Genomic DNA, 19254 nt, shown 5'->3' with positions numbered 1-19254 from the left:
CCAGTGCCGGACGCCTCACGGGCTAAAGCGCGGCGGCGAGCCGGGTTCCCTGGTCGATCGCGCGCTTCGCGTCGAGCTCCGCGGCGATGTCGGCGCCGCCGATCAGGTGCACCGGCAGCCCGGCCGCCCGCAGGTCGTCGGCGAGGTCGCGGACCGGCTCCTGGCCGGCGCACACCACGACCGTGTCGACCTCGAGGAGCCGCGGTTGGCCGTCGACGGTGATGTGCAGGCCGTCGTCGTCGATCCGCTCGTACGTGACGCCGGGGAGCTGCTCGACGCGCTTGGCCTTGAGCGCCGCCCGGTGCACCCAGCCGGACGTCTTGCCGAGCCCGGAACCGATCCCGGACTTCTTGCGCTGCAACAGGAAAACCTGCCGCGGTGACGGCTCGGGCTTCGGTGTGCCGAGCCCGCCCGCCGCCTGTTCCGGGTCCGTGACACCCCATTCGGCCATCCACGCGCCGAGGTCGAGCGCCGGGGAACCGGCGTGGGTGAGGAACTCGCTGACGTCGACGCCGATGCCGCCGGCCCCGAGCACCGCGACCCGCTCACCGACCGGCTTGCCGTGCTTCACGACGTCGACGTAGGACAGCACCTTGGGGTGGTCGATCCCGGGCAGTGACGGCACCCGCGGCGTGACGCCGGTGGCCAGCACAACCTCGTCGAAACCGGTCAGATCGGCCGGCGTCGCGCGGGTGCCGAGGTGCAGCTTCACGCCGGTCACTTCGAGCCGCCGCTGGTAGTAGCGGATGGTCTCGGCGAACTCCTCCTTGCCGGGGATCTTCCGCGCGATGCCGAACTGGCCGCCGATCTCGTCGTCGGCTTCGAACAGCTCGACGCGGTGCCCGCGTTCGGCCAGCGCGGTCGCCGCGGCCAACCCGGCGGGTCCGGCGCCGACGACGGCGACGTGCTTGGAGCGCCGCGTCGGCGACAGCGTCAGCGTCGTCTCGTGGCCCGCACGCGGGTTCACCATGCAGGACACGAGCTTGCGCTTGAAGGCGTGGTCGAGGCAGGCCTGGTTGCAGGCGATGCAGGTGTTGATCTCGTCCTCACGGCCGCTTTCGGCCTTGCGGATCCACTCCGGGTCGGCGAGGAACGGCCGGGCCATCGACACGAGGTCGGCGTCACCGCTGCTCAGCGCTGCTTCGGCGACCTGCGGCATGTTGATCCGGTTCGACGTGACGACCGGGATGCCCACGTGCGGCTTCAGTTTTCCGGTCACCCAGGTGAAGGCGGCGCGCGGCACCGACGTCACGATCGTCGGCACCCGGGCCTCGTGCCAGCCGATGCCGGTGTTGATGATCGTGGCGCCGGCGGCTTCGACCTCCTTGGCCAGCGCGACGACGTCCTCCCAGCGCTGGCCGCCCGGCACGAGGTCGAGCAGCGAAAGCCGATAGATGATGATGAAGTCGTCGCCCACCTTTTCCCGCGTGCGCTTGACGATCTCGACGGCGAACCGGCGCCGCTTCGCCGCCGTGCCGCCCCAGGCGTCGGTGCGCTTGTTGGTGCGCTCGGCCAGGAACTGGTTGATCAGGTAGCCCTCGGAACCCATGATCTCGACGCCGTCGTAGCCCGCTTCGCGCGCGAGAGCGGCGCAGTCGGCGAAGGCGCGGATCTGCTGACGCACGCCGTAGCCGGTCAGCGCGCGCGGCCGGAACGGGTTGATCGGCGCCTTGATGCTCGACGCCGACACGCTCAGCGGGTGGTAGGCGTACCGGCCGGCGTGCAGGACCTGCAGCGCGATCTTGCCGCCTGCCTCGTGCACCGGCGCGGTGAGCTGCCGGTGCTGCCGCGCCTCGGCGGACGTCGTCAGCTTGGAGGCGAGCGGCAGCAGCCAGCCGGTGCGGTTCGGCGCGAACCCGCCGGTGACGATGAGCCCGACGCCGCCGCGGGCGCGTTCGGCGTAGTACTCGGCCAGTTCGGGGAAGTGCGCGGCCTTGTCCTCGAGGCCGGTGTGCATCGAGCCCATCAGGACGCGGTTGCGCAGCGTCGTGAAACCGAGGTCCAGCGGGGCCAGCAAGTTCGGGTACGGGCTCATCGGGCGTCCTTCGGGTTGAGGGCGGCGAGGACTTCGTCGAACCACTCGACCTGGCCTTCCTCGACGCGGATGCCGCCGCGCAGGACCAGGTACTGGTGCAGGTGCCGACCGCGGAGGGTGGCGGGCGCGGGGAAGTCGCGCTGCTCGATCCGGCGGTAGACGTCGAGGCGTCCGGCGTGGGCCGACCGGTGCCGGACGATCTCTTCGGCCACCTTCGCGGGATCCCCGAAGGTCGCCCCGCGGATCTTCACGGCCAGCTCGACCGGTCCGGCCGAGGGGTCCGGCTCGGCCAGCCAGCGGACGAGTTCGGCGCGGCCGCTCTCGCTGACCGTGTAGACCTTCTTGTCCGGCCGCCCCGACTGCGCGACGACGTCGACGGCGACCCAGCCGGCCTCTTCCATCCGCTTCAGCACGCGGTAGATCTGCTGGTGGCTGGCGCTCCAGAAGAGCCCGATCGACTTCTCGAAGCGGCGCGTGAGCTCGTAACCCGAACCGGCGCGCTCGGACAGCGAGACGAGGATCGCGTGCTCCAGTGCCATGCACCCAGTTTCATATGCACCCAGTTGCAAAGCAACCCCGACGTGGCAGCTTTCACGTGAAAGCTCGGCGTCAGGTGGCACAAAACGGGTCGACGATCGGGCGGAAAAGACCAGGATGGAGGGGTGCACCCGGTACTCGAACTGATCTCCGGACGGCTGGCGGCGGGCAGTGTCCCGGGAGAACGCACCGACGGACGGCGCCTCGCGCTCGCCATCGAGGGCGGCAGCAGCCGCGGCACTTACTCCAGCGGCATGGTCCTGGCGCTGGACCAGCTCGGCGTCACGCAAGCGTTCGACGCCGTCTACGGCTCGTCGGCCGGCGCGCTGAACGGCGCCTGGCTGCTCTGCGGCCGGTCGTCGACCGGGGTCCGCACCTGGTGGAACCCCGTCGTCATGCGCCGGATCATCAACCCGCTGCACACCCTGCGCGGCCGCGCGGTGATCGACCTCGAATACCTCGTCCACCAGGTCTATTCGGTGCTGGAGCCGATGGACTTCCCGGCGATCCTGGCCAACCCGGTGACGTTCCACCCGCTCGCCACCGACGCCGACACCGGGGAGTCGACCGACCTGCACCCCTTTCTCGACGACGTCGACGCGGTCAAGGTCGCGCTCGCCGCGTCGTCGTGCATGCCGGTGCTGGCGGGGCCGCCGATCCCGCTGGCCGGCCGCCGGTTCGTCGACGCCGGCGTGGCCGAGCCCATCCCGTACCGGACCGCGCTCGCCCAGGGTGCGACCGACGTCCTGGTGCTGCGCACCCGCCGCGCCGACGAGCTGCCGGTGCGGCCGCCGCGGGTGCACGACGTCGTCGTGCCGCGGTTCCTGCGCCGCCAGGCGCCCGGTGCGATCCCGGCCTGGCAGGACACCTACCGGCGGGACGTCGAGGACGAAGAAGCCCTGGCGGCCGACCCGCGCATCCTGAGCATCCGCCCGCCGGGCGGCGCGCCGGACGTGGCGGTGCTGGAGCGTGACCCCGAGGTGCTGCGCAAGGCCGTCGACCTGGGCAAAGACGCGGTCCTCGACGTGCTGGAAGGACTGCGCGAAGCGTCTTGAGGCGTGCGCGCGACGCCGCCGATCACGCCGGCGACAACGCCTCCCGGTAGCGGTTGACCGACTCCGTCAACCGGTCCAGTTCGGCGCGCATGCGGGCGAGCCCGGCTTCGTCGAGGTTCATCGCGGCGCCGATCGCGTCGGGAACGCCCCGCGCTTTCTCGTGCAGTGCCTTGCCGGCTTCGCTGAGGCTGACCCGCACCGAGCGCTCGTCGTCGGCCTGCCGGTTCCGGACCACCAGGCCCGCGGTCTGCAGCCGCTTGAGCAGTGGCGAGAGCGTGCCCGAATCGAGGTTGAGCTCGGCGCCGAGCTCCTTGACCAAGCGGTGGTCCTCTTCCCAGAGCGCCAGCATGACGAGGTACTGGGGATAGGTCAGATCGAGTTCTTCCAGGACGACCCGGTACAGCGACGTCACCGCGCGCGACGCCGAGTACAGCCCGAAGCAGAGCTGGTCGTCCAGCCGCAGCGATGCCATGGCGCTCTCCTCTCTCTCCTGACCGCCATGGTCCTCGACCGGCGGCTGCGCGGCAACCAAAGTGCGCTGCATCTCATCGGCCTCAAATTAGTTGTGCGCAACTGAGTTGCGAGCTACCTTCGGGTTACCAGCTTCCACCCCGAGGAGAACGACATGACCGCCAACCCGCACAACCTGGCGCTCGAACCGGCCGCGCAGGCGTTCGCCGAGGCCACCGACCAGCCGCCGTACCTGTTCCAGCTGGCGCCGGAGGAGGGCCGCAAGGCCGTCGACGGCGTCCAGGACGGCGAGGTCGCCATGCCCGCCGCCGAGATCGAGGTGCTGGCCGTCCCGGGTGGCCCGAACGGCGACGTCGAGACGCGGATCGTCCGGCCCGCCGGGGTCGAGGGCCCGCTGCCGGTGATCGTCTACATCCACGGCGCCGGCTGGGTGTTCGGCGACTTCCACACCCACGAGCGGCTGGTCCGCGAGCTGGCGGCCGGCGTCGGCGCCGCCGTCGTCTTCCCCGAGTACAGCCGTTCGCCCGAGGCGCGCTACCCGATCGCCATCGAGGAGAACTACGCCGTGGCGAAGTGGGTCGCCCAGCACGGGGCCGAGAAGGGCCTCGACACCTCGCGCATCGCGATCGCCGGCGACTCCGTCGGCGGGAACATGACCGCGGCGCTGACGATCCTCGCGAAGCAGCGCGGCGACGTCACCTTCAAGCAGCAGGTGCTCTTCTACCCGGTCACCGACGCCAGCTTCGACACCGAGTCGTACCTGAAGTTCGCGGAAGGCTACTTCCTCGGCCGCGAAGGCATGCAGTGGTTCTGGGACCAGTACACGACCGACCCCGCCCAGCGCGCGGAAATCACGGCGTCGCCGCTGCGCGCGTCGCTCGACGAGCTCGCCGGGCTGCCGCCGGCCCTGGTGATCACCGGCGAAGCCGACGTGCTCCGCGACGAAGGCGAGGCGTACGCGGCGAAGCTGCGTCAGGCCGGTGTTCCCGTCACCGCCGTGCGCTACCAGGGGATCATCCACGACTTCGTGATGGTCAACGCCCTCCGCGAGACCCACGCGGCCGAAGCGGCGATCACCCAGGCCGTCACCGTGCTGTCCCGCGCTTTGGCGAAATAACTGAGAAAACGCTGAGTGCACCGCACGTTGCGGCCCTATGACAGACCTCACAGGGTCGCAACGTGCGAGGGGGCTCAGACGTGATATATACGCGAGTCCCGCGATCCGGGCGCGCATTTCTGCCCGCCTGGAAGGACCGTTGCCATGCACCTGAGCAGCATCCGGCTCGACTCGCCGGTCAACATGATCGTGGTGGTCGTGCTGACGTTGCTCGCGATCATCGCGGTCCCGTGGTTCTGGGACCGCTGGAAGCGCAAGCGGCTGTGGCGCAGCGCCACGATCCTGCTCGCCGTCGTCCTGCTGGTGCTCAGCACGGGCATGGCGGGCAACATGATCGGCGGGTTCTTCCCGACGGTCGGGTCGCTGCTCGGCACCGGCGTCTATTCGGCGCAGGGAACCGACGCCGAAGCGGCGCAGAACGGCGAGGACCTCGAAAAGCTGCGCGACACCGGCGTGGCGCACGCCCGTGAGGGCAAGGGAACCGTCGTCCACATGAAGGTGACCGGGCGGCGCACGAAGATCACCCGCGACGTCACGGTCTACCTGCCGCCGCAGTACTTCGACGCGGCGTACAAGGACCTGCGGTTCCCGGCGATCGAATGGATCCCGAACTACCCGTCCGGCCCCGAGGTCGTGACCGGCGGCTACCACCTGCCGGAACAGCTCGACGCGGCGATCGCCAAGCACGTCCTGCCGCCGACGGTGGTGATCGTCCCGGACGCGATCGGCGTCCCGAAGGTCGGCCACGACACGGAATGCGTCGACGAGGTCGACGGCACGGCCAACGACACGTACCTGACGGCGGACCTGCGCGACTGGGCGCTGCAGAAGCTCGGCGTCGCGGCGAACCGGCGCGCGTGGACGTTCGCCGGCTGGTCGTCCGGCGGGTACTGCGCGATGAACCTGGTGACCCGCCACCCCCAGTGGTACGGCCAGGCGGTCAGCGTCAGCGGCTACGACAAGGCGCAGGTCGACGCGGAGACCAAGGACCTGTTCCACGGCCGCCAGGACATCAACGACGCCAACAACGTCCGGATCAACGTGCGCGTGCACCCGTCGCCGGTGGACATCCTGGCGATCTCGGGGGAGAAGGAAAGCTACGAGAGCTTCGCGATCGACCAGATCCGCGCGGCGGCGCGGCCGCCGGTCCAGTTCTCGTCGTGGCGGATCAAGGACGCCGGGCACAACATGAACACCTTCAAGTCCCAGCTCCCCGACGTACTGGGGTGGATCGGCGCCCACTCGACGGGACCGTCCCCGGCCGGGCGGCAGCTGGACACCACCGGCGGCGTGCTGCCGTGGCCGCTGCCCCGCTCGGGCGCGCCCGGCGCACTGGCCGACACCGACCAGTAGGCCGCTCAGCCGAGCAACGTCGAGACGACCTCCGTGACCCGCTTCGACGCGGTCGCGTAGTCGACCTTGACGGGGTGCTCGCTCAGCACCACCACGATGTAGCGGCTGTCGTCGCCGAGCACACCCGAGGTGTGCAGCATCCGCGTCGGCCCGCAGCACGACCAGCCCTGCTTCACCGCCCACGCACGCCCCGCGGCGGCGTCCGGGATGCCGAAGTACTGCCGGAACCCGTCGGACCCCCGCTCGGTCGCGTCCCGCAGCGCCGTCATGATCGTGCTCGACTTGTGGTCCAGCAGGTACTGGTAAATCCGCACGACGTCCGACGCGGTGAGGCGCGTGTCGCCCCAGCGGCCGGAATCCGCGGGCGGCCGGGTGCCGGTGAGGCCCATCTTCGCCGCCCAGCGCGTGACGATCGACGTGCCGCCGTAGGTCACCCAGAACCGGCTCGCGAGCTCGTCGTCACTGCGGGACAGCATCCGCTGCACGTCCGCCACGGGACCGCCGCGCTCGAGGGCCGAGAGGGCGATGAGCAGCTTGACGAGCGACGCCGAGGTGTACCCGCGGTCCGCGTGCACCGAGACGGTCGCCGCGCCGCGCTCCCGGTCGAACACGACGGCGCTGACGTTGCCGCCGCGCACCAGCTTGTCCACCGCGGCGGCGTCCACCGCGGCGGGTTCGGTCTTGGGCGCCGGGGTCGGCGTCGCCGGCGGCTCGGATGTCGGGGCCGGTTCCGGTTCCGCGGGTGGCGAACTCGGCGAGGCGGAGATCGTCGGCACGGCTTCGGTGACCGCGATCGGCGCGGCGGCGCTGTGACTGGCCGTCACCACCACCGCGCCGACCGCCCCCAGGCACAGCCCCACCAGGAAGATGCCGCTCAGCTTGCGCATGATCCGGATTGCCGGGAAGGCCGCGCGCTGTTCGCCGGATCGGGCCGGTTTGTGGGATAGCTCTCGAAGGGGCCCGGATCCGGGAACGCGCAGGCGGCCTGCGGGCAAGCAGGATCGTTTCGCTCACCGTGTTCGCGGGGTACCCCAGCGCGGTGACAATCGTCACCACCCGCTGGGAAGGACTGGAGTCATGGTTCACGCGAAAGGCGCACGCATCCGGGTCCGCGGCCTGCAGCCGGCGCAGGTGCTGGCCGGACTGGCCGGGATCGCGTTCCTCGTCGTCGGCATCATCGGATTGACCAGGACCGGCTTCGGCAACTTCGCCGGCCACAACGAAGCCGGGTTCTGGAGGTTCTCCGGCAATCCGCTGATGAGCCTCGTCCGCGTCGTGACCGGTGTGGTCGGCCTGCTGCTGGCGTTCGGCTCGGGCCGCGCGCGGGTGTTCGGCTGGCTGCTGTTCATCGGTTACGGCCTGCTGTTCGTGTGGGGCCTGATGATCGACGGCCTCATCGCGACCAACCCCTTCGCCAACGCCGGCAACCCGATGGACCTCGGGCGCGCCGACACTTGGCTGCACCTCGGCGTCGCCGCGCTCGGTCTGCTGATCGCGGTGCTGCCCGCCCGCCGCACCATCCTGCTGCCCGAAGACGAGACGGCCGACGAGCCGACGGTGGCCGAGCAGCGCACCACCGACCGCACCGAAATCATGGACCGCACCGACGCCGACCGCACCGACGGGGCGACCGGCGAACCGCGCCGCCGGTCGTTCCTGCGTCGTGACCACAAGGGGCGAGGCCCGGAGGTCACTCACGAAGAGCGTCCGCCGGGCCTCGCCCACTAGGAAGTTCGGGGTCGTTCAGTAGGTGGTGCCACCGGAACCGGAGGAGTCACTGGTCCCCGCACCGCTGCCGGCCGGAGCCTGCTGCTGGCCGGCAGCGGTCGCCGGGTTGCTGCCGACCTTGCAGCCGGCGGGCTCGATGACGAACCAGGTGCCGTTCACGCCCTGGCCGTTCGCGTCGCCCGGCTTGGTGTCCTTCGAGAAGGTGTAGACGGGCCAGCCGCCGATGGTGACCTGCTCGGTGCCGTCCGCGCGCTTGACGCTGCCGAGGAGCTTCGAGTCGATGCCCTGCAGCTCGACCTTGCCGTTGGAGAGGACCGCGGGCCAGGTCTTGGCGCAGTCGCCGTTGCAGGCGGACGTCTTGGCCTTCTTGCTGTCCTTCTGGAACAGGTAGAGCGTCATGCCGTTCTGGTCGACGATCGCGTCGCCGAGGCCGTCGATCTTGCTGGCGCTGAGCTTGACGGCACCGGCTTCGGAGCCGGCCGCGGCGGCCTGCCCGGCCTTCCCGCCCTTGGCGTTCGCCGCGTACCAGGCGCCACCGACGCCCTGGCCGGTCGCGTCGCCGGCCTTGGTGTCCTTGGCGTAGCGGTAGAGCGCCCACCCGCCGACGGTGATCTGCTCGGTCCCGTCGGAGCGCGTCACCTTCCCGACCATGTTCTTGTCGACGCCTTGGACTTGCACGTCCCCGGTGGCCAGCATCGGCGGCCAGGCCTTGGCGCAGTCACCGTCGCAGTTGGACTTCGGCGGCTTGGCGGTGTCCTTGTCGAACCGGTAGAGGGTCATGCCGTTCTGGTCGGTGAGCACCTGCCCGACATCGGCGACGTCGGCGACGACCAGTTTCGATTCGTTCGACGCCGGAGCAGCGTTACCCACCTGGCCGTTGGCGGCCTGGCCGCCCCCGGTGCCACCGGCCGCCGCCGGAGCGACAACCGGCTGAGCAGTCTCGACACCCGAGCAAGCGGTGAGCACTGCCAGCCCGGCTGCCGCCGCGGCGACGGAGACGGCGATGCGCGTGCGAAGCATGGAAGTTCTCCTTGTGTCCGTTGGATTTCCCGCCGCTCGGTGCGGCTGCTTGATACCCACTACACGGACCCGTGGCGGAGGCGGTTCAAAGAATTTTCCCCGAGGTTGGTCGAGGGGCGGGCCGGCGCCGACGGGGACCGCCTGAGCTGCGCGGCTTGGCCGTCGGGGACTGGTGGAGCCAGTAGGGACTGGGGTAGGGCTGCCGTGGTCAGGGTGCTCGGGCCGCTGGGGGTCTGGGTAGGGCTGCCGTGGCCAGGGTGCTCGGCCGCCGGGGGCCTGGGCGTCCAGCCCGCCGGTGCGTCCAGCCCGCCGGTGCGTCCAGCCCGCCGGTGCGTCCAGCCCGCCGGTGCGGCGGGGCCGCCCGTGCCGGGAGCTCCCACCGTCGCGGTGGCCCGCCCGCCAGCCACACCCCCGGGGCGTGACTGCTACTCCGAAGCCCTCGGGTTCGGCTTGCTGCCGAGGGCCCGGTCGACCAGCGCGGCCGCCGCGCCGGTGTAGCCGGCGGGGTCGAGCAGCTCGTCCAGCGCGGCCGGCGTCAGCACGCCGGTGATGGCGGGCAGCTCGTCCAGCACGTCGCGGAGCGGCCGGTCTTCGCGCACCGCCTGACGGGACGCCTCGCCCAGCAGTTCCTTGGCCTTCGCCTTGCCGAGCAGCGGCGCGAGCACAGCGGAGAGCCGCTCGGAGACGATCAGCCCGTGCGTCGACGCCAGGTTCGCCCGCATCCGCCCGGGCTCCGCGGTGAGCCCGCGCGCGAGCTCGGCAGCGGTGTGCGCGGCCCCGCCGGTCAGCCGGAGGCACTCGCGCACGAGCTGCCACTCGGCGTGCCACACGCCGGCCGAGCGTTCGTCCTCGGCGAGCATCGACTGCGTGACCCCGGCGGCCAGCACCGGCACCTGCAGCGCGGCCGAGCGGATCAGCGTCGCGAGCACCGGGTTCCGCTTGTGCGGCATCGCCGACGAACCACCCCGCCCATCGGCGGCCGGTTCGGCGACCTCGCCCAGCTCGGTCCGGCTGAGCGTCTCGACGTCGACGGCCAGCTTCCCCAGCGCCCCGGCGGCGAACGCGAGCGCACCGGCGAGGTCGGCGACCGGCGTCCGCAGCGAGTGCCACGGCAGCACCGGCGCGGCCAGCCCGGTCTCCTCGGCGAACGCAGCGGTCAGCCGTTCCACATAGCCGCCGACGTCCGCGTCGCCGGCCAGGCGCGCGTACTCGACGTACGCCGCCAGCGTTCCGGCTGCGCCGCCCAGCGAGACCGGCAGCCCGCCGTCGAGCACGCGCCGGATGCGGACGGCCGCGTCCAGCACCAGCTGCCGCCAGCCCGCGGCCTTGAGCCCGAACGTCGTCGGCACCGCGTGCGCCGTCAGCGTCCGGCCGGCCATGGTCGTGTCCCGGTGCGCGCGGGCCAGCCCGGCCAGTGCCTCGGCAGTGGTGTCGAGGTCGTCGGCGAGCGGCCGCAGCGTCCGGTCGGCGACCAGCATCATCGCGGTGTCGAAGATGTCCTGGCTGGTCGAGCCGCGGTGCACGTACTCGGCGGCACCGGGCGCGAGTTCGCCCACAGCCGACGTCAGCGCCTTCACCAAGCCGACGACCGGGTTCGCGGTCGCCCGCGCCCCGCGCGCCAGCTCGACGACGTCGATCCGCGCGTTGCCCGCGGCCTCCGTGATCGCGTCCGCGGCCTCCGGCGGCACCGTCCCGAGCCGCGCCTGCGCCCTCGCGAGCGCCGCCTCGGCGTCGAGCATCGCGCGCAACCAGGCCTCGTCCCCGGTCGAAGCTTCGGCAGGCGTACCGGCCCGCACCGGGGACAGCAGTCCGCAATCGGGGTCGACGGTCATGGCGTCAGCATCGCACGCGGCCGACCTCGGCGACGGCCGCACGATCGGGTCTGGCACGCTCATCGGCCATGACCAGCGCCCCGTCCGGTGAGGACACCGCCGGCACCGAACCCCGGCGGATCGCCGCCGAACGGCTGACCTTCTTCTCGGACGCCGTCGTCGCCATCGCGATCACGCTGCTCGCGCTCGAGCTGCCGCTGCCGGAGGGCGCCACCAGCGCCGAACTGCTGCGGTCACTCGGTCATCACCAGTCCGAATACGTCTCCTTCCTGATCAGCTTCATCGTCATCGGCGGCCATTGGCGCGCCCACCACCGCCTGTTCAACTACGTCACCGAGCTCGGCGGCGGGCTCGCCCGCCTCACCTTCGGCTGGCTCTTGGCGCAGGTGATCATGCCCTTCGCCACGAAGGTGATCGCCGAAGACGGCGCGTTCGAGTTCCGCTTCGTCTTCTACGCCGCCGTGCAGGTCGTCGCGCTGACGCTGTTTCTCCTCATGACCTGGCAGGTCCAACGGCACCACCTCTACCGCGCGGACACCCCGCCGGAGCTCTTCGGCGTGGTCTACCGCGGGATCGGCGCGATGATCGCCGCTTTCGCCGTTTCGATCCCGGTCGCCTTCTTCACGCACTGGGCCTATGCGTGCTGGATCGTCGTACCCCTCGTGGCCAACCCCCTCTTCCGCTTCCGCCGCCGCGCGGCAGCCGCCTGAGCCGTCATTCGCCGGTCGCGCCGTCGATCCGCTCGCGGATCAGGTCGGCCTGGCCGATGTGGCGCGCGTACTCGCCGATCATGCGCAGCATCAGCCAGCGCAGGGTGAACGGTTCGCCGGTGCTGCGCCGGGTGCCGGTCTGCTCGAGCGAGCTGGCCGCAATGATCTCGCGGGAGCGCGCGCATTCCGCGTGCCACAACGAGAACGCCTCGTCGACGTCGCCGCCGAGGTCGGTGAAGTCCTGCTCCGGGTCGTCGTCGGAGTAGTAGAGGTTCGGGATGTCCTCACCCGTGAACTGGATGCGGAACCACCAGCGTTCGCAGCCGGTGAGGTGCCGCAGCAGCCCGTGCAGGGTCAGTGTGGACGGTGGTACCGAGCGTTCGGACAGCTGTGCCGGGTCCAGACCGGCACATTTCAGCTCGAAGGTGCGCCGGAAGTAGTCGAGGCTTTCGGTCAGGGCTTGGCGCTCGTCCGCGACCGGCGTCGGGTCGATTCTGGCGCCGGTCAGGCGGGGCGGCGGCGCCACCGGGGTGGTGTGTTCGGTCATGTGCGGAGCGTGCCACAGGGGTCCGACAGTTTCGGTTCGCTCCCGCGGTCGGTGACCGGGCAACCGCCGCAAAACCGCAGTTCAAGCACGGTTTGGCGAACCCGGTAACGAATCTCGGGGTGCGGCGATCTGATCTTCGTCACCCCTGCTGCGCACGCCAGTTTCACCGGTCGGAGCGGCACCCCTCGGTTCGGAACCAGGAGATCACCCACATGCAGCGAACCGGACGAAGAACTGCCGTTTTGGCCGTGCTGACGACCGCGGTCCTGTGCGCGGCGCCCACCATCGCCGCCGCGGCTCCGCCCGCGAGCACGATCGACATCAGCGCGACCACCGTGCGCGCGGGCGACACGATCACGGTCACGGAGCAGTTGACCAACCCGGCGGACTTCACGGTCACGGGTGCGAAGGCCGCGCTCTACGTCAAGGAAAAGCCGATCGCCGACGTGGTGGACCTGGTCTCCTGCACCGGGGTGATCGCGCCGTGCGCGCCGTACCTCAGCAGCTTCCGCGGCGGCGTCGGCGACCTGGGGGCGGGCGAGAGCCGGACGGTGACGTACACCTTGCGCGTCCAGGAGGACGTCCAGCCCGGCCAGTTCACGCTCCAGCACCAGTTCGCCGGCGACAACTACGCGTTCGCCGTCGAAGACGGCCCAGTCATCACGATCGCCCCGCCGGACGAGACCGACGTCAAGGTGGCCCTGACCGCCACCCCGCGCGCCGGCCTGGTCGCCCGCGTCGAGTACGTCATCAAGGTGTCGAACACCGGCCCGGCCACCGCGACCGGCGTCCGCGTGACGGCCAACCCGGGTTCGGGCCGCACGATCGCCGCCATGACGGGCTGCACCCGCTCGGGAGCCACCTTGACCTGCGCGATCGGCACGCTGGCCCCGGGCGCGTCGGCGACGGCGAAGTTCACGTCCGAGGGCGGTTTCTTCGCATGGGGCGCGTTCACGGCCACGGCCCAGCGAGCGGCGAGCGCACCGGCCGACCCGGAGGCGGCCAACGACAAGGCGTCGAAGAAGTGCACCGCCTACACGGGTCTCTTCGTCCAGTGCTGACGACGTGACGCGCGGGGCCCGGCCGGCCCCGCGCGTCCGTCCACAGGGGATTACAGAGCGAACGCCGCCGACCGCGCCCGGCGCCGCACCACGTCGGCGGTCTCCTCGACGGTCTGCTCCGTCGTGTCGATGACGTGCCGTTCCAGGTCGCCAAGCCCGGTGAACGCGGCATGCATGCCCTTCAGCGGCTCAACGGCGGTGAGTTCCGGCGCGTCCCGCGCGGTCCCGCGCGCGAGGGTGACTTCGAGACTCGGCCGCAGCACGGCGTAGAAGAGGTCCAGACCGTCACGCGCGGCGGCGTCCCGGAACGGCTGCAGGGCCCAAGGCCCGACAACACCGTCGAGAACAACGTCGTAGCCCCCGCGCGCATAACCACAGGCGGCCCCGGCGATCACCCCGAGCACGACCTTGTTCTGCCGGGCGGCCTCGGGCAGGTAAGGCGGCACGAACCCGGTCCGGATCCAGACGTAGAAGCTGTCGGTGTGCAGGTGCACAGCAGCCCGCGACGCGTTTTCGGTGACCATCCGGGCCACGGTCGACTTCCCGGCCCCGGGCGGCCCGGTGAGGATGAGCAGCGAACCTGGCATGCAGGCATCATGGCCAGCCGGCCGGCGAAGGACCAGTCTTGACCTTCACCGGAGCGTGAGCCGGACCCGGAGTGCAACCACCCGCCGGGCACCTGGCTAAACTGAGGGAGCGGGCCGTTAGCTCAATTGGTAGAGCTGCGGACTTTTAATCCGTAGGTTCTGGGTTCGAGCCCCAGGCGGCCCACTCAAACTCCCTGGTCAGCGGCCTGTCAGTCGCCACCGGTCAAGATCGGCTCCCCGGGTTATCCCCGGAATTGGGGTCCGACGGTTTATCCAAGAGCCCTTCGAGGGCTTGCGCCGTGATCGGGTCGACCGTCTTCCGGCCCAGGTAGGTGTCCTGTGTCATCGACACCCGCGAGTGGCCGAGGTGATCCGCGATCAGCCGCGTCGGGACGCCCGCGTCGTCCAGGGCGGTCGCCGTCGTCTTCCGGAAGTTGTGCGACGTCAGCCAGAGGAAGTCGTCCGATCCCCGGATTTCACGGAGCACCCGCAGGACGTTGTTCGGGTCCCGCAGCGTGCCGGTCGTGCTGGCGAAGATCGGGCTAGCCAGAGGCCGGCCATCTGCGTTCGCTTCCGCCCACCGCCGCTCCAGCAGAGTCAGCGCCCAGGAGGGTAGGGGGAGTGCGCGCATGCTCGACTCCGTCTTCGGCCGAGGCTTGCGGAGCAGGCCCTCACCCTTGACCCGGACGACCGTGTGCGTGATGTCCACCGTGCCCGCGACGAAGTCGACGTCTTCCCAGAACGTCGCCAGCGCCTCGCCGACCCGGACGCCTGCCGCCATCATGAAGCGCGAGAGGTCCGGCAGGTCCCACCGCCGGGCTTTCTCGTTGGCCTCGACCCTCGCCAGCCACTTCGTGCGCTCCTCCGCGTCCAAGGCGCGAGGCTTCTTCTTGCTCTTCGGGATACGGCGGGTGTCCCGCGTCGGGTTGCTGTCGATCGCGTCGTACCGCGCGGCCAGGCCCAGCATCCTCCTCGCGGTCTTCGCCGTCGACGCCCCGACGGTCCGCTGAAGCGCGCCAAGGAACCGGTCCAGCCGCATCACCGTCGCCTCGCGCACCCGCAGCTCACCCATCCCCGGGACCACGTGTCGCTTGAGGATGGACTCATACGTGTTGATGGTCGTCGGCGATTTGATGCCCTCCCGGACGTCTTGCTGGACCTGTTCGATCCACACAGCGGCGAGATCCTTGAGCCGGGTCTCCCGGGTGATCTCGCCGGTCGTCGAGCCCGACCAATCGAGGATCGCGTCCCGAAGTCGTTGTGCCGCTTTGCCTTTCGTCTTTCCGGAGCGCTCGACCTCCCGCGTCTGACCGTCAAAGTCACGGAAGAGCGCGCGAGCTCGCCAGCCCTTCGCAGTTGCCGAGTAGCGAATCTCCCCGTACGTCCCGATCTCCAGTTGAGGACGAGGCATCACGCCACCTCATCCGACAGCTGATCGACCCACGAACTGACGTCCTCTGGCCGGTACCGAACGTACTTGCCGATCCGACGGCCGGCCGGACCGTAGCCCTTGGTCCGCCACTGGTACAGCGTCGAAACCGGGACGCCGAGATAGTTCGAGACGTCCTCGACCGTCCACAACCGACTGAACCCCGCGTAGTTGTTCATGCCTCCCCCTTCCAGATCAAGCCGCGAGCTGAGTTGCCGAAGTTTCTGGTTCACTCCCTGGTGGTCCTGCGGCGGCGAGTAGCGCGCGGTCGTATTCGGCCTTCCATGTGATCCGCTCCGCGATCGCCCGCATGACCAGGTGCGGCCGGGGCGGGACCTGCGGGTCTCCCGGTTCGACCTTGCGCCACACGAGCCGGGCCGGGTCCGGTTGTGGCTTCTCGATGCTGATCGCGGCCAACGCCTGTTGAACGAAGGCCTTGCGGTCGGCTTTGTGGTCGTCGAGGGTCTTGCCCGACCACTTGCGCGACACCAGCACCCGCCGTCCCGGCAGCCCGAGCGTGGTCCGCCGATGGGCCCGTCCCTTGCAGTGACCCGGGGTGGTCTTGCTGCCTGCGCCCTTGGGCTGAACCCCGTACAGAAGCCACACCGCGCACCGGGGCGAGCACGGGGTCACCGACAGCTCGGCGTGCAACCGGTCGTGGTGGTCCCGCAGCCGCGCCGTGTCCGCCTCGACCACCTCACCAGTCGACTTGGTCAGATACTTGGTCAGGTAGCCGATGTGGCGGCCGGCCTCTTCGGTCCCGCCGAGGATGCCCTTCGAATGCACCTGCTGCCCGAAGGTAGCGACGTGCGCCGGTTCCTCGACCGCTTCCACGGCGTCATCCCACGACGTCAGCGGCTCGCGGGTGTCCGGGTCGAGGAACATCCGGGTGTCGCCATCCCAGACCGGCAGCCGGTCGACGTAAAGCACCTGGTCGTGGTTGGGCCACCAGACCTGGTGATACGTCGCTTCGGTGACCTGGCGGATGACGTCGTGCGGGATCGCACCGCGGATCGCGGCGTGCAGGTGCGGAGCCGTGCGCTTCTGCGGCTCAACAGTCGCGAAGTACTGGGCGTCCCAGCCGACGACCCGGCGCAGGTTCTGCCACCAGCGATCCACCAGCGCCGAGAAGTGCACCGCATCCCGAGCCGCACGCCGGTAGTCATATCGATTCGGGTCGACCGGGGCGCCATCACGGACGGGGCCGTAGGTGTCGCAGGTCAGCGTCACGAACATGGACGGCCGGAACTTCCCCGCGTATTCGCGGCCCACGGTGGTCTTCGCGACCTTCCGCCGAGGCAGGTTCGGCGCGTCCTGGCGCCGCTTGGTCGACCGCTTCACGGCCCGCTTGGTAGGCAGGTCGACGGCGGGCAGGCGTCCGCGCATCCCGAGTTGCCGAAGTTCCGCGTCGACCCCGGCGACCTCCTCCCGTAGCTCTTCGGCCTCCGCCTGGTCGTGCTCGACCACCTCCCGGTAGGCCGCGACCAGGTCCGCCCGGTAGGTCAACAGTTCCTTGTGGTCCTCCGAGGGCGGCTCGGCGGCGAGGACGGGTTCTTCGCTCATGTGCCAGCCCTCGCGGCACTGGGCCTGCCGAAGCGCCTTCGCCTTCCGAGCACACGGCAGGCACACCGACTCGACGGTGGACCCGCACGGCACCGGGACGTAGCGAAGCTCGCCGGTCTCGGTATCGCCGACCTCCATCGTGAAGGGCCGGACGCAGACGCCGTGCTTCTCCGCCGTCGCCCGGATCACGTCAGCCGCGAGCGGGGTCCGCATCCGCTCAGCCCGCGTCCCGGCCGGTGAGGTCTGTTCGGGTGTCATCAGGCAGCCACCTCCCCAGGGCGCGACCATTGCCGCAGCTGGAACACCGGCATGTCCTGCCGTTGCCCGGCGGGCAGGTCCGGGAACACCGACGAGTCGTACGCAACCCCGCTGTAGACATGCACCGGGATGCCGCACGGCGTCCGGCCGTTGACCGACAGGTGCACCGAGTCGCCGTCCGACGTGCGCCAGAGCGAGGCGGACACGTCGTCGAGGGTGTTCGCCCAGGTCAGCAAGGCCCCGGCGATGTCGGGCAGCAGGTGGGCGTCAAGCTGGACCGTCAGCGGGTTCGACCACGTCCGTACGGTCAACGCCGCCACCGGCGGGAGCTGGTGCAGGTCGAGGTGGTCCCGGATCGTGTCAAGGAAGACCATCAGCCGGTTCATGCCGCCACCCCCTCGCCGCCGAGCACCGGCCGAGCCACGCCGCCGTTGGTGACGTACTGCTCCAGCGCCTTGATCGTCTCGTCCGACACCCAGCCCGCACGGATACGCAGCGGCTCGCGGATGCCCTCGCCCCACACGAACCCCACCCCGGCCTCAGAATCGCCGATCCGGTTGGCCCACGCCCCACGCTCATAGGCTCCGTCGCCGAGGATCATGCCGATGTGTGTCTTCGACGTGACACGCAAGCACACGCGGCGGGTGAAGAGCTCCCGGACCGGGACGGTGTCCTTGGTCGGCTCCTGCACGTAGCCGCGTACGGAGATGTTGAGCGCTCGTCCTTGAGTGTTGAGCAGCGCCACCCGCTCGACGATCTGTTCGCGAGTCTTCCGGTCCGTGTACTTGGTCAGGGCGCCGATCTCGTCGAACTCCAGCAGCTCAAGCGGATAGTCCGTGGACAGGGGGATGGTGCGGACGTGGCCGGCGAACTCGCGCTTCCGGGATTCCATCTCCTCGACCAGGCCGTCGAGCACCTCGAGTGCGTCCTTCCCCGACACCGCGTACCGGGCGAAGATCCCGCGCCCATAGGCGAGCTCCATCCCCTTCGGGTCAATCCCGGACATGCGCACCAGGCCCGACCGGATCGCCGGAGCCGCCGCGACGAGCGGGCACCACATCACGCTGTTCTTGCCCGCACCCGAGGCACCAGCGGTCAGGCAGTGCGCACCGGAACCCAGCAGCGGCACCCGCCAGTCATGCCCATACTCGGTGCGACCTGCCCACACCTTTCGGAGATCCACCGCGGATTGCCCGTCCGGCAGCGCGGGGGAGTGCACGAGCGTGGCCAGCTGGTCACGACGCTGGAAGTCGACCGACACCACGTTCGGCTCCAGCTCCCGCACCTGACACCGGGCGACCTTCCGCGCTGAGGCCAGGGCACGGGCCGCGTCGTCGAAGTCCTCTGGCTTCTGGCCGGGCACGAGCTGCACCCGGACCTCGTCCCACGACGGGCCGGAGCGGACGCCGAGGACCTTGGGCACCTGCACGCCGGACTGCCGGGCCGTCGCCCGAGAGGCTTTCCGGCGACCGACCAGGTTGACGGTGACCTCGACCGGCATCGCGGCATCGCGGACGCTGAGGCCGCAGGCGTGCAGCCAGCCGGGGAGTTTGAGGTGGTAGACGGCCCAGCGCAGCCACCACGACCGCAGCGGCCGGCCGCACCACTGGTCGAACGAGGTCACATCCAGCAGCCGCCACACCCCGAGGATCAGCGCCAGGCCGCCGAGGTTGACCACGAGCCAGACCCAGCCGACCCAGACGCACCACAGGTAGACCGCGATCACGGTCAACGAGGTGCGCCAGTGGATCACGACCTGTGAGAACAGCCAGAACACGGCCTTGCAGGCCCACCACAGGGCCACGAACACGACCACCATGGCGGTCAGCAGCTCAGCCATCGAGGCCAGCGCGCGCCCGATCTTGGCGAGCATCCAGACGAAGAGGCCGAGGCCGGCCAGGGCGATCACGAGCATTCCGGGGGAGGTCATCGCCGACCACCACCCAGCACC

At 70.4% G+C, this 19254-nt stretch carries 19 protein-coding genes and 1 tRNA gene; 7 read left to right on the top strand and 13 right to left on the bottom strand.

Annotated features, from left to right (window positions below):
• Positions 1–22 precede the first annotated feature (22 nt).
• Together Q5425_RS19315 and Q5425_RS19310 are read right to left on the bottom strand one after the other, a co-directional pair.
• Positions 23–2035, bottom strand: a complete 2013-nt coding sequence (locus Q5425_RS19315; protein WP_308673643.1) for an NADPH-dependent 2,4-dienoyl-CoA reductase — start codon at positions 2033–2035, stop codon at positions 23–25.
• Positions 2032–2574: a PadR family transcriptional regulator gene (locus tag Q5425_RS19310; protein ID WP_308673642.1), complete on the bottom strand. Its 543-nt coding sequence runs from the start codon at positions 2572–2574 to the stop codon at positions 2032–2034. Before Q5425_RS19310 ends, Q5425_RS19315 begins: the two co-directional genes overlap by 4 nt.
• Positions 2575–2697: 123 nt before the next feature.
• On the opposite strand from Q5425_RS19310, the gene Q5425_RS19305 reads away from it, so the two are divergent.
• Entirely contained in the window at positions 2698–3627 is a 930-nt protein-coding gene (locus Q5425_RS19305; RefSeq protein WP_308673641.1) for a patatin family protein, read from the top strand.
• 22 nt (positions 3628–3649) lie between these two features.
• Here Q5425_RS19305 and Q5425_RS19300 read toward each other — a convergent pair whose 3' ends face one another.
• Entirely contained in the window at positions 3650–4099 is a 450-nt protein-coding gene (locus tag Q5425_RS19300) for a MarR family transcriptional regulator (protein ID WP_308673640.1), read from the bottom strand.
• 153 nt (positions 4100–4252) lie between these two features.
• On the opposite strand from Q5425_RS19300, the gene Q5425_RS19295 reads away from it, so the two are divergent.
• Positions 4253–5215 carry an alpha/beta hydrolase gene (locus Q5425_RS19295; protein WP_308673639.1) on the top strand — a complete coding sequence of 321 codons (963 nt, stop codon included), beginning with the start codon at positions 4253–4255 and terminating at the stop codon, positions 5213–5215.
• Positions 5216–5359: 144 nt separating this feature from the next.
• A complete protein-coding gene (locus Q5425_RS19290; protein ID WP_308673638.1) occupies positions 5360–6568 on the top strand; it encodes an alpha/beta hydrolase-fold protein in 1209 nt (402 codons plus the stop codon).
• A 5-nt stretch (positions 6569–6573) separates the two neighbouring features.
• Here the strand turns inward: Q5425_RS19290 and Q5425_RS19285 are convergent, their stop codons facing one another.
• Positions 6574–7455 (bottom strand): hypothetical protein, encoded by an 882-nt coding sequence (locus Q5425_RS19285; RefSeq protein WP_308673637.1) that lies wholly within the window; start codon positions 7453–7455, stop codon positions 6574–6576.
• Positions 7456–7645: 190 nt separating this feature from the next.
• On the opposite strand from Q5425_RS19285, the gene Q5425_RS19280 reads away from it, so the two are divergent.
• Positions 7646–8296, top strand: a complete 651-nt coding sequence (locus Q5425_RS19280; RefSeq protein ID WP_308673636.1) for a DUF4383 domain-containing protein — start codon at positions 7646–7648, stop codon at positions 8294–8296.
• A 15-nt stretch (positions 8297–8311) separates the two neighbouring features.
• Here Q5425_RS19280 and Q5425_RS19275 read toward each other — a convergent pair whose 3' ends face one another.
• Complete coding sequence (locus tag Q5425_RS19275) at positions 8312–9316, bottom strand: SCO0930 family lipoprotein (protein WP_308673635.1); 1005 nt, start codon at positions 9314–9316, stop codon at positions 8312–8314.
• Positions 9317–9741: 425 nt separating this feature from the next.
• The gene (gene pcaB, locus Q5425_RS19270) at positions 9742–11148 is read right to left on the bottom strand and encodes a 3-carboxy-cis,cis-muconate cycloisomerase (RefSeq protein ID WP_308673634.1); all 1407 of its coding nucleotides are present in this window, start codon (positions 11146–11148) and stop codon (positions 9742–9744) included.
• A 68-nt stretch (positions 11149–11216) separates the two neighbouring features.
• Between pcaB and Q5425_RS19265 the strand changes: the two genes are divergently transcribed.
• Complete coding sequence (locus tag Q5425_RS19265; RefSeq protein WP_308673633.1) at positions 11217–11858, top strand: TMEM175 family protein; 642 nt, start codon at positions 11217–11219, stop codon at positions 11856–11858.
• Between the two features lie 4 nt (positions 11859–11862).
• Here Q5425_RS19265 and Q5425_RS19260 read toward each other — a convergent pair whose 3' ends face one another.
• A complete protein-coding gene (locus Q5425_RS19260; RefSeq protein WP_308673632.1) occupies positions 11863–12405 on the bottom strand; it encodes a DinB family protein in 543 nt (180 codons plus the stop codon).
• 212 nt (positions 12406–12617) lie between these two features.
• Here Q5425_RS19260 and Q5425_RS19255 point away from each other — a divergent pair, with 212 nt between their 5' ends.
• A complete protein-coding gene (locus Q5425_RS19255) occupies positions 12618–13466 on the top strand; it encodes a hypothetical protein (protein ID WP_308673631.1) in 849 nt (282 codons plus the stop codon).
• A 50-nt stretch (positions 13467–13516) separates the two neighbouring features.
• Here the strand turns inward: Q5425_RS19255 and Q5425_RS19250 are convergent, their stop codons facing one another.
• Positions 13517–14053 (bottom strand): AAA family ATPase, encoded by a 537-nt coding sequence (locus tag Q5425_RS19250; protein ID WP_308673630.1) that lies wholly within the window; start codon positions 14051–14053, stop codon positions 13517–13519.
• Positions 14054–14164: 111 nt separating this feature from the next.
• On the opposite strand from Q5425_RS19250, the gene Q5425_RS19245 reads away from it, so the two are divergent.
• Positions 14165–14237 (top strand) — tRNA-Lys (locus Q5425_RS19245).
• 39 nt (positions 14238–14276) lie between these two features.
• Here the strand turns inward: Q5425_RS19245 and xerC are convergent.
• The 5 genes from xerC to Q5425_RS19220 form a co-directional block, all read right to left on the bottom strand.
• The gene (gene xerC / locus Q5425_RS19240) at positions 14277–15227 is read right to left on the bottom strand and encodes a tyrosine-type recombinase/integrase (protein ID WP_308673629.1); all 951 of its coding nucleotides are present in this window, start codon (positions 15225–15227) and stop codon (positions 14277–14279) included.
• A gap of 236 nt (positions 15228–15463) precedes the next feature.
• Positions 15464–15661, bottom strand: a complete 198-nt coding sequence (locus Q5425_RS19235) for an AlpA family transcriptional regulator (RefSeq protein ID WP_086838144.1) — start codon at positions 15659–15661, stop codon at positions 15464–15466.
• A gap of 16 nt (positions 15662–15677) precedes the next feature.
• A complete protein-coding gene (locus Q5425_RS19230) occupies positions 15678–17303 on the bottom strand; it encodes a replication initiator (RefSeq protein ID WP_308673628.1) in 1626 nt (541 codons plus the stop codon).
• Positions 17303–17689, bottom strand: a complete 387-nt coding sequence (locus tag Q5425_RS19225) for a hypothetical protein (protein WP_308673627.1) — start codon at positions 17687–17689, stop codon at positions 17303–17305. The genes Q5425_RS19230 and Q5425_RS19225 overlap by 1 nt, the downstream gene beginning before the upstream one ends.
• Complete coding sequence (locus Q5425_RS19220) at positions 17686–19233, bottom strand: FtsK/SpoIIIE domain-containing protein (protein WP_308673626.1); 1548 nt, start codon at positions 19231–19233, stop codon at positions 17686–17688. The genes Q5425_RS19225 and Q5425_RS19220 overlap by 4 nt, the downstream gene beginning before the upstream one ends.
• Between the last annotated feature and the right edge of the window lie 21 nt (positions 19234–19254).

The organism is Amycolatopsis sp. A133 (assembly GCF_031082405.1).
In the GTDB taxonomy this organism is placed as follows: Bacteria; Actinomycetota; Actinomycetes; order Mycobacteriales; family Pseudonocardiaceae; genus Amycolatopsis.
Note: the sequence above shows the minus strand (reverse complement) of the source record. Positions and strands in the feature narration are given on the sequence as shown.

Bases quoted from the DNA above. Each gene is read 5' to 3' on its own strand.
- Q5425_RS19315 (WP_308673643.1), bottom strand. From the start codon at position 2,035: ATGAGCCCGTACCCGAACTTGCTGGCCCCGCTGGACCTCGGTTTCACG.
- Q5425_RS19310 (WP_308673642.1), bottom strand. From the start codon at position 2,574: ATGGCACTGGAGCACGCGATCCTCGTCTCGCTGTCCGAGCGCGCCGGT.
- Q5425_RS19300 (WP_308673640.1), bottom strand. From the start codon at position 4,099: ATGGCATCGCTGCGGCTGGACGACCAGCTCTGCTTCGGGCTGTACTCG.
- Q5425_RS19295 (WP_308673639.1), top strand. From the start codon at position 4,253: ATGACCGCCAACCCGCACAACCTGGCGCTCGAACCGGCCGCGCAGGCG.
- Q5425_RS19290 (WP_308673638.1), top strand. From the start codon at position 5,360: ATGCACCTGAGCAGCATCCGGCTCGACTCGCCGGTCAACATGATCGTG.
- Q5425_RS19285 (WP_308673637.1), bottom strand. From the start codon at position 7,455: ATGCGCAAGCTGAGCGGCATCTTCCTGGTGGGGCTGTGCCTGGGGGCG.
- Q5425_RS19280 (WP_308673636.1), top strand. From the start codon at position 7,646: ATGGTTCACGCGAAAGGCGCACGCATCCGGGTCCGCGGCCTGCAGCCG.
- Q5425_RS19275 (WP_308673635.1), bottom strand. From the start codon at position 9,316: ATGCTTCGCACGCGCATCGCCGTCTCCGTCGCCGCGGCGGCAGCCGGG.
- pcaB (WP_308673634.1), bottom strand. From the start codon at position 11,148: ATGACCGTCGACCCCGATTGCGGACTGCTGTCCCCGGTGCGGGCCGGT.
- Q5425_RS19265 (WP_308673633.1), top strand. From the start codon at position 11,217: ATGACCAGCGCCCCGTCCGGTGAGGACACCGCCGGCACCGAACCCCGG.
- Q5425_RS19260 (WP_308673632.1), bottom strand. From the start codon at position 12,405: ATGACCGAACACACCACCCCGGTGGCGCCGCCGCCCCGCCTGACCGGC.
- Q5425_RS19255 (WP_308673631.1), top strand. From the start codon at position 12,618: ATGCAGCGAACCGGACGAAGAACTGCCGTTTTGGCCGTGCTGACGACC.
- Q5425_RS19250 (WP_308673630.1), bottom strand. From the start codon at position 14,053: ATGCCAGGTTCGCTGCTCATCCTCACCGGGCCGCCCGGGGCCGGGAAG.
- Q5425_RS19235 (WP_086838144.1), bottom strand. From the start codon at position 15,661: ATGAACAACTACGCGGGGTTCAGTCGGTTGTGGACGGTCGAGGACGTC.
- Q5425_RS19230 (WP_308673628.1), bottom strand. From the start codon at position 17,303: ATGACACCCGAACAGACCTCACCGGCCGGGACGCGGGCTGAGCGGATG.
- Q5425_RS19225 (WP_308673627.1), bottom strand. From the start codon at position 17,689: ATGAACCGGCTGATGGTCTTCCTTGACACGATCCGGGACCACCTCGAC.
- Q5425_RS19220 (WP_308673626.1), bottom strand. From the start codon at position 19,233: ATGACCTCCCCCGGAATGCTCGTGATCGCCCTGGCCGGCCTCGGCCTC.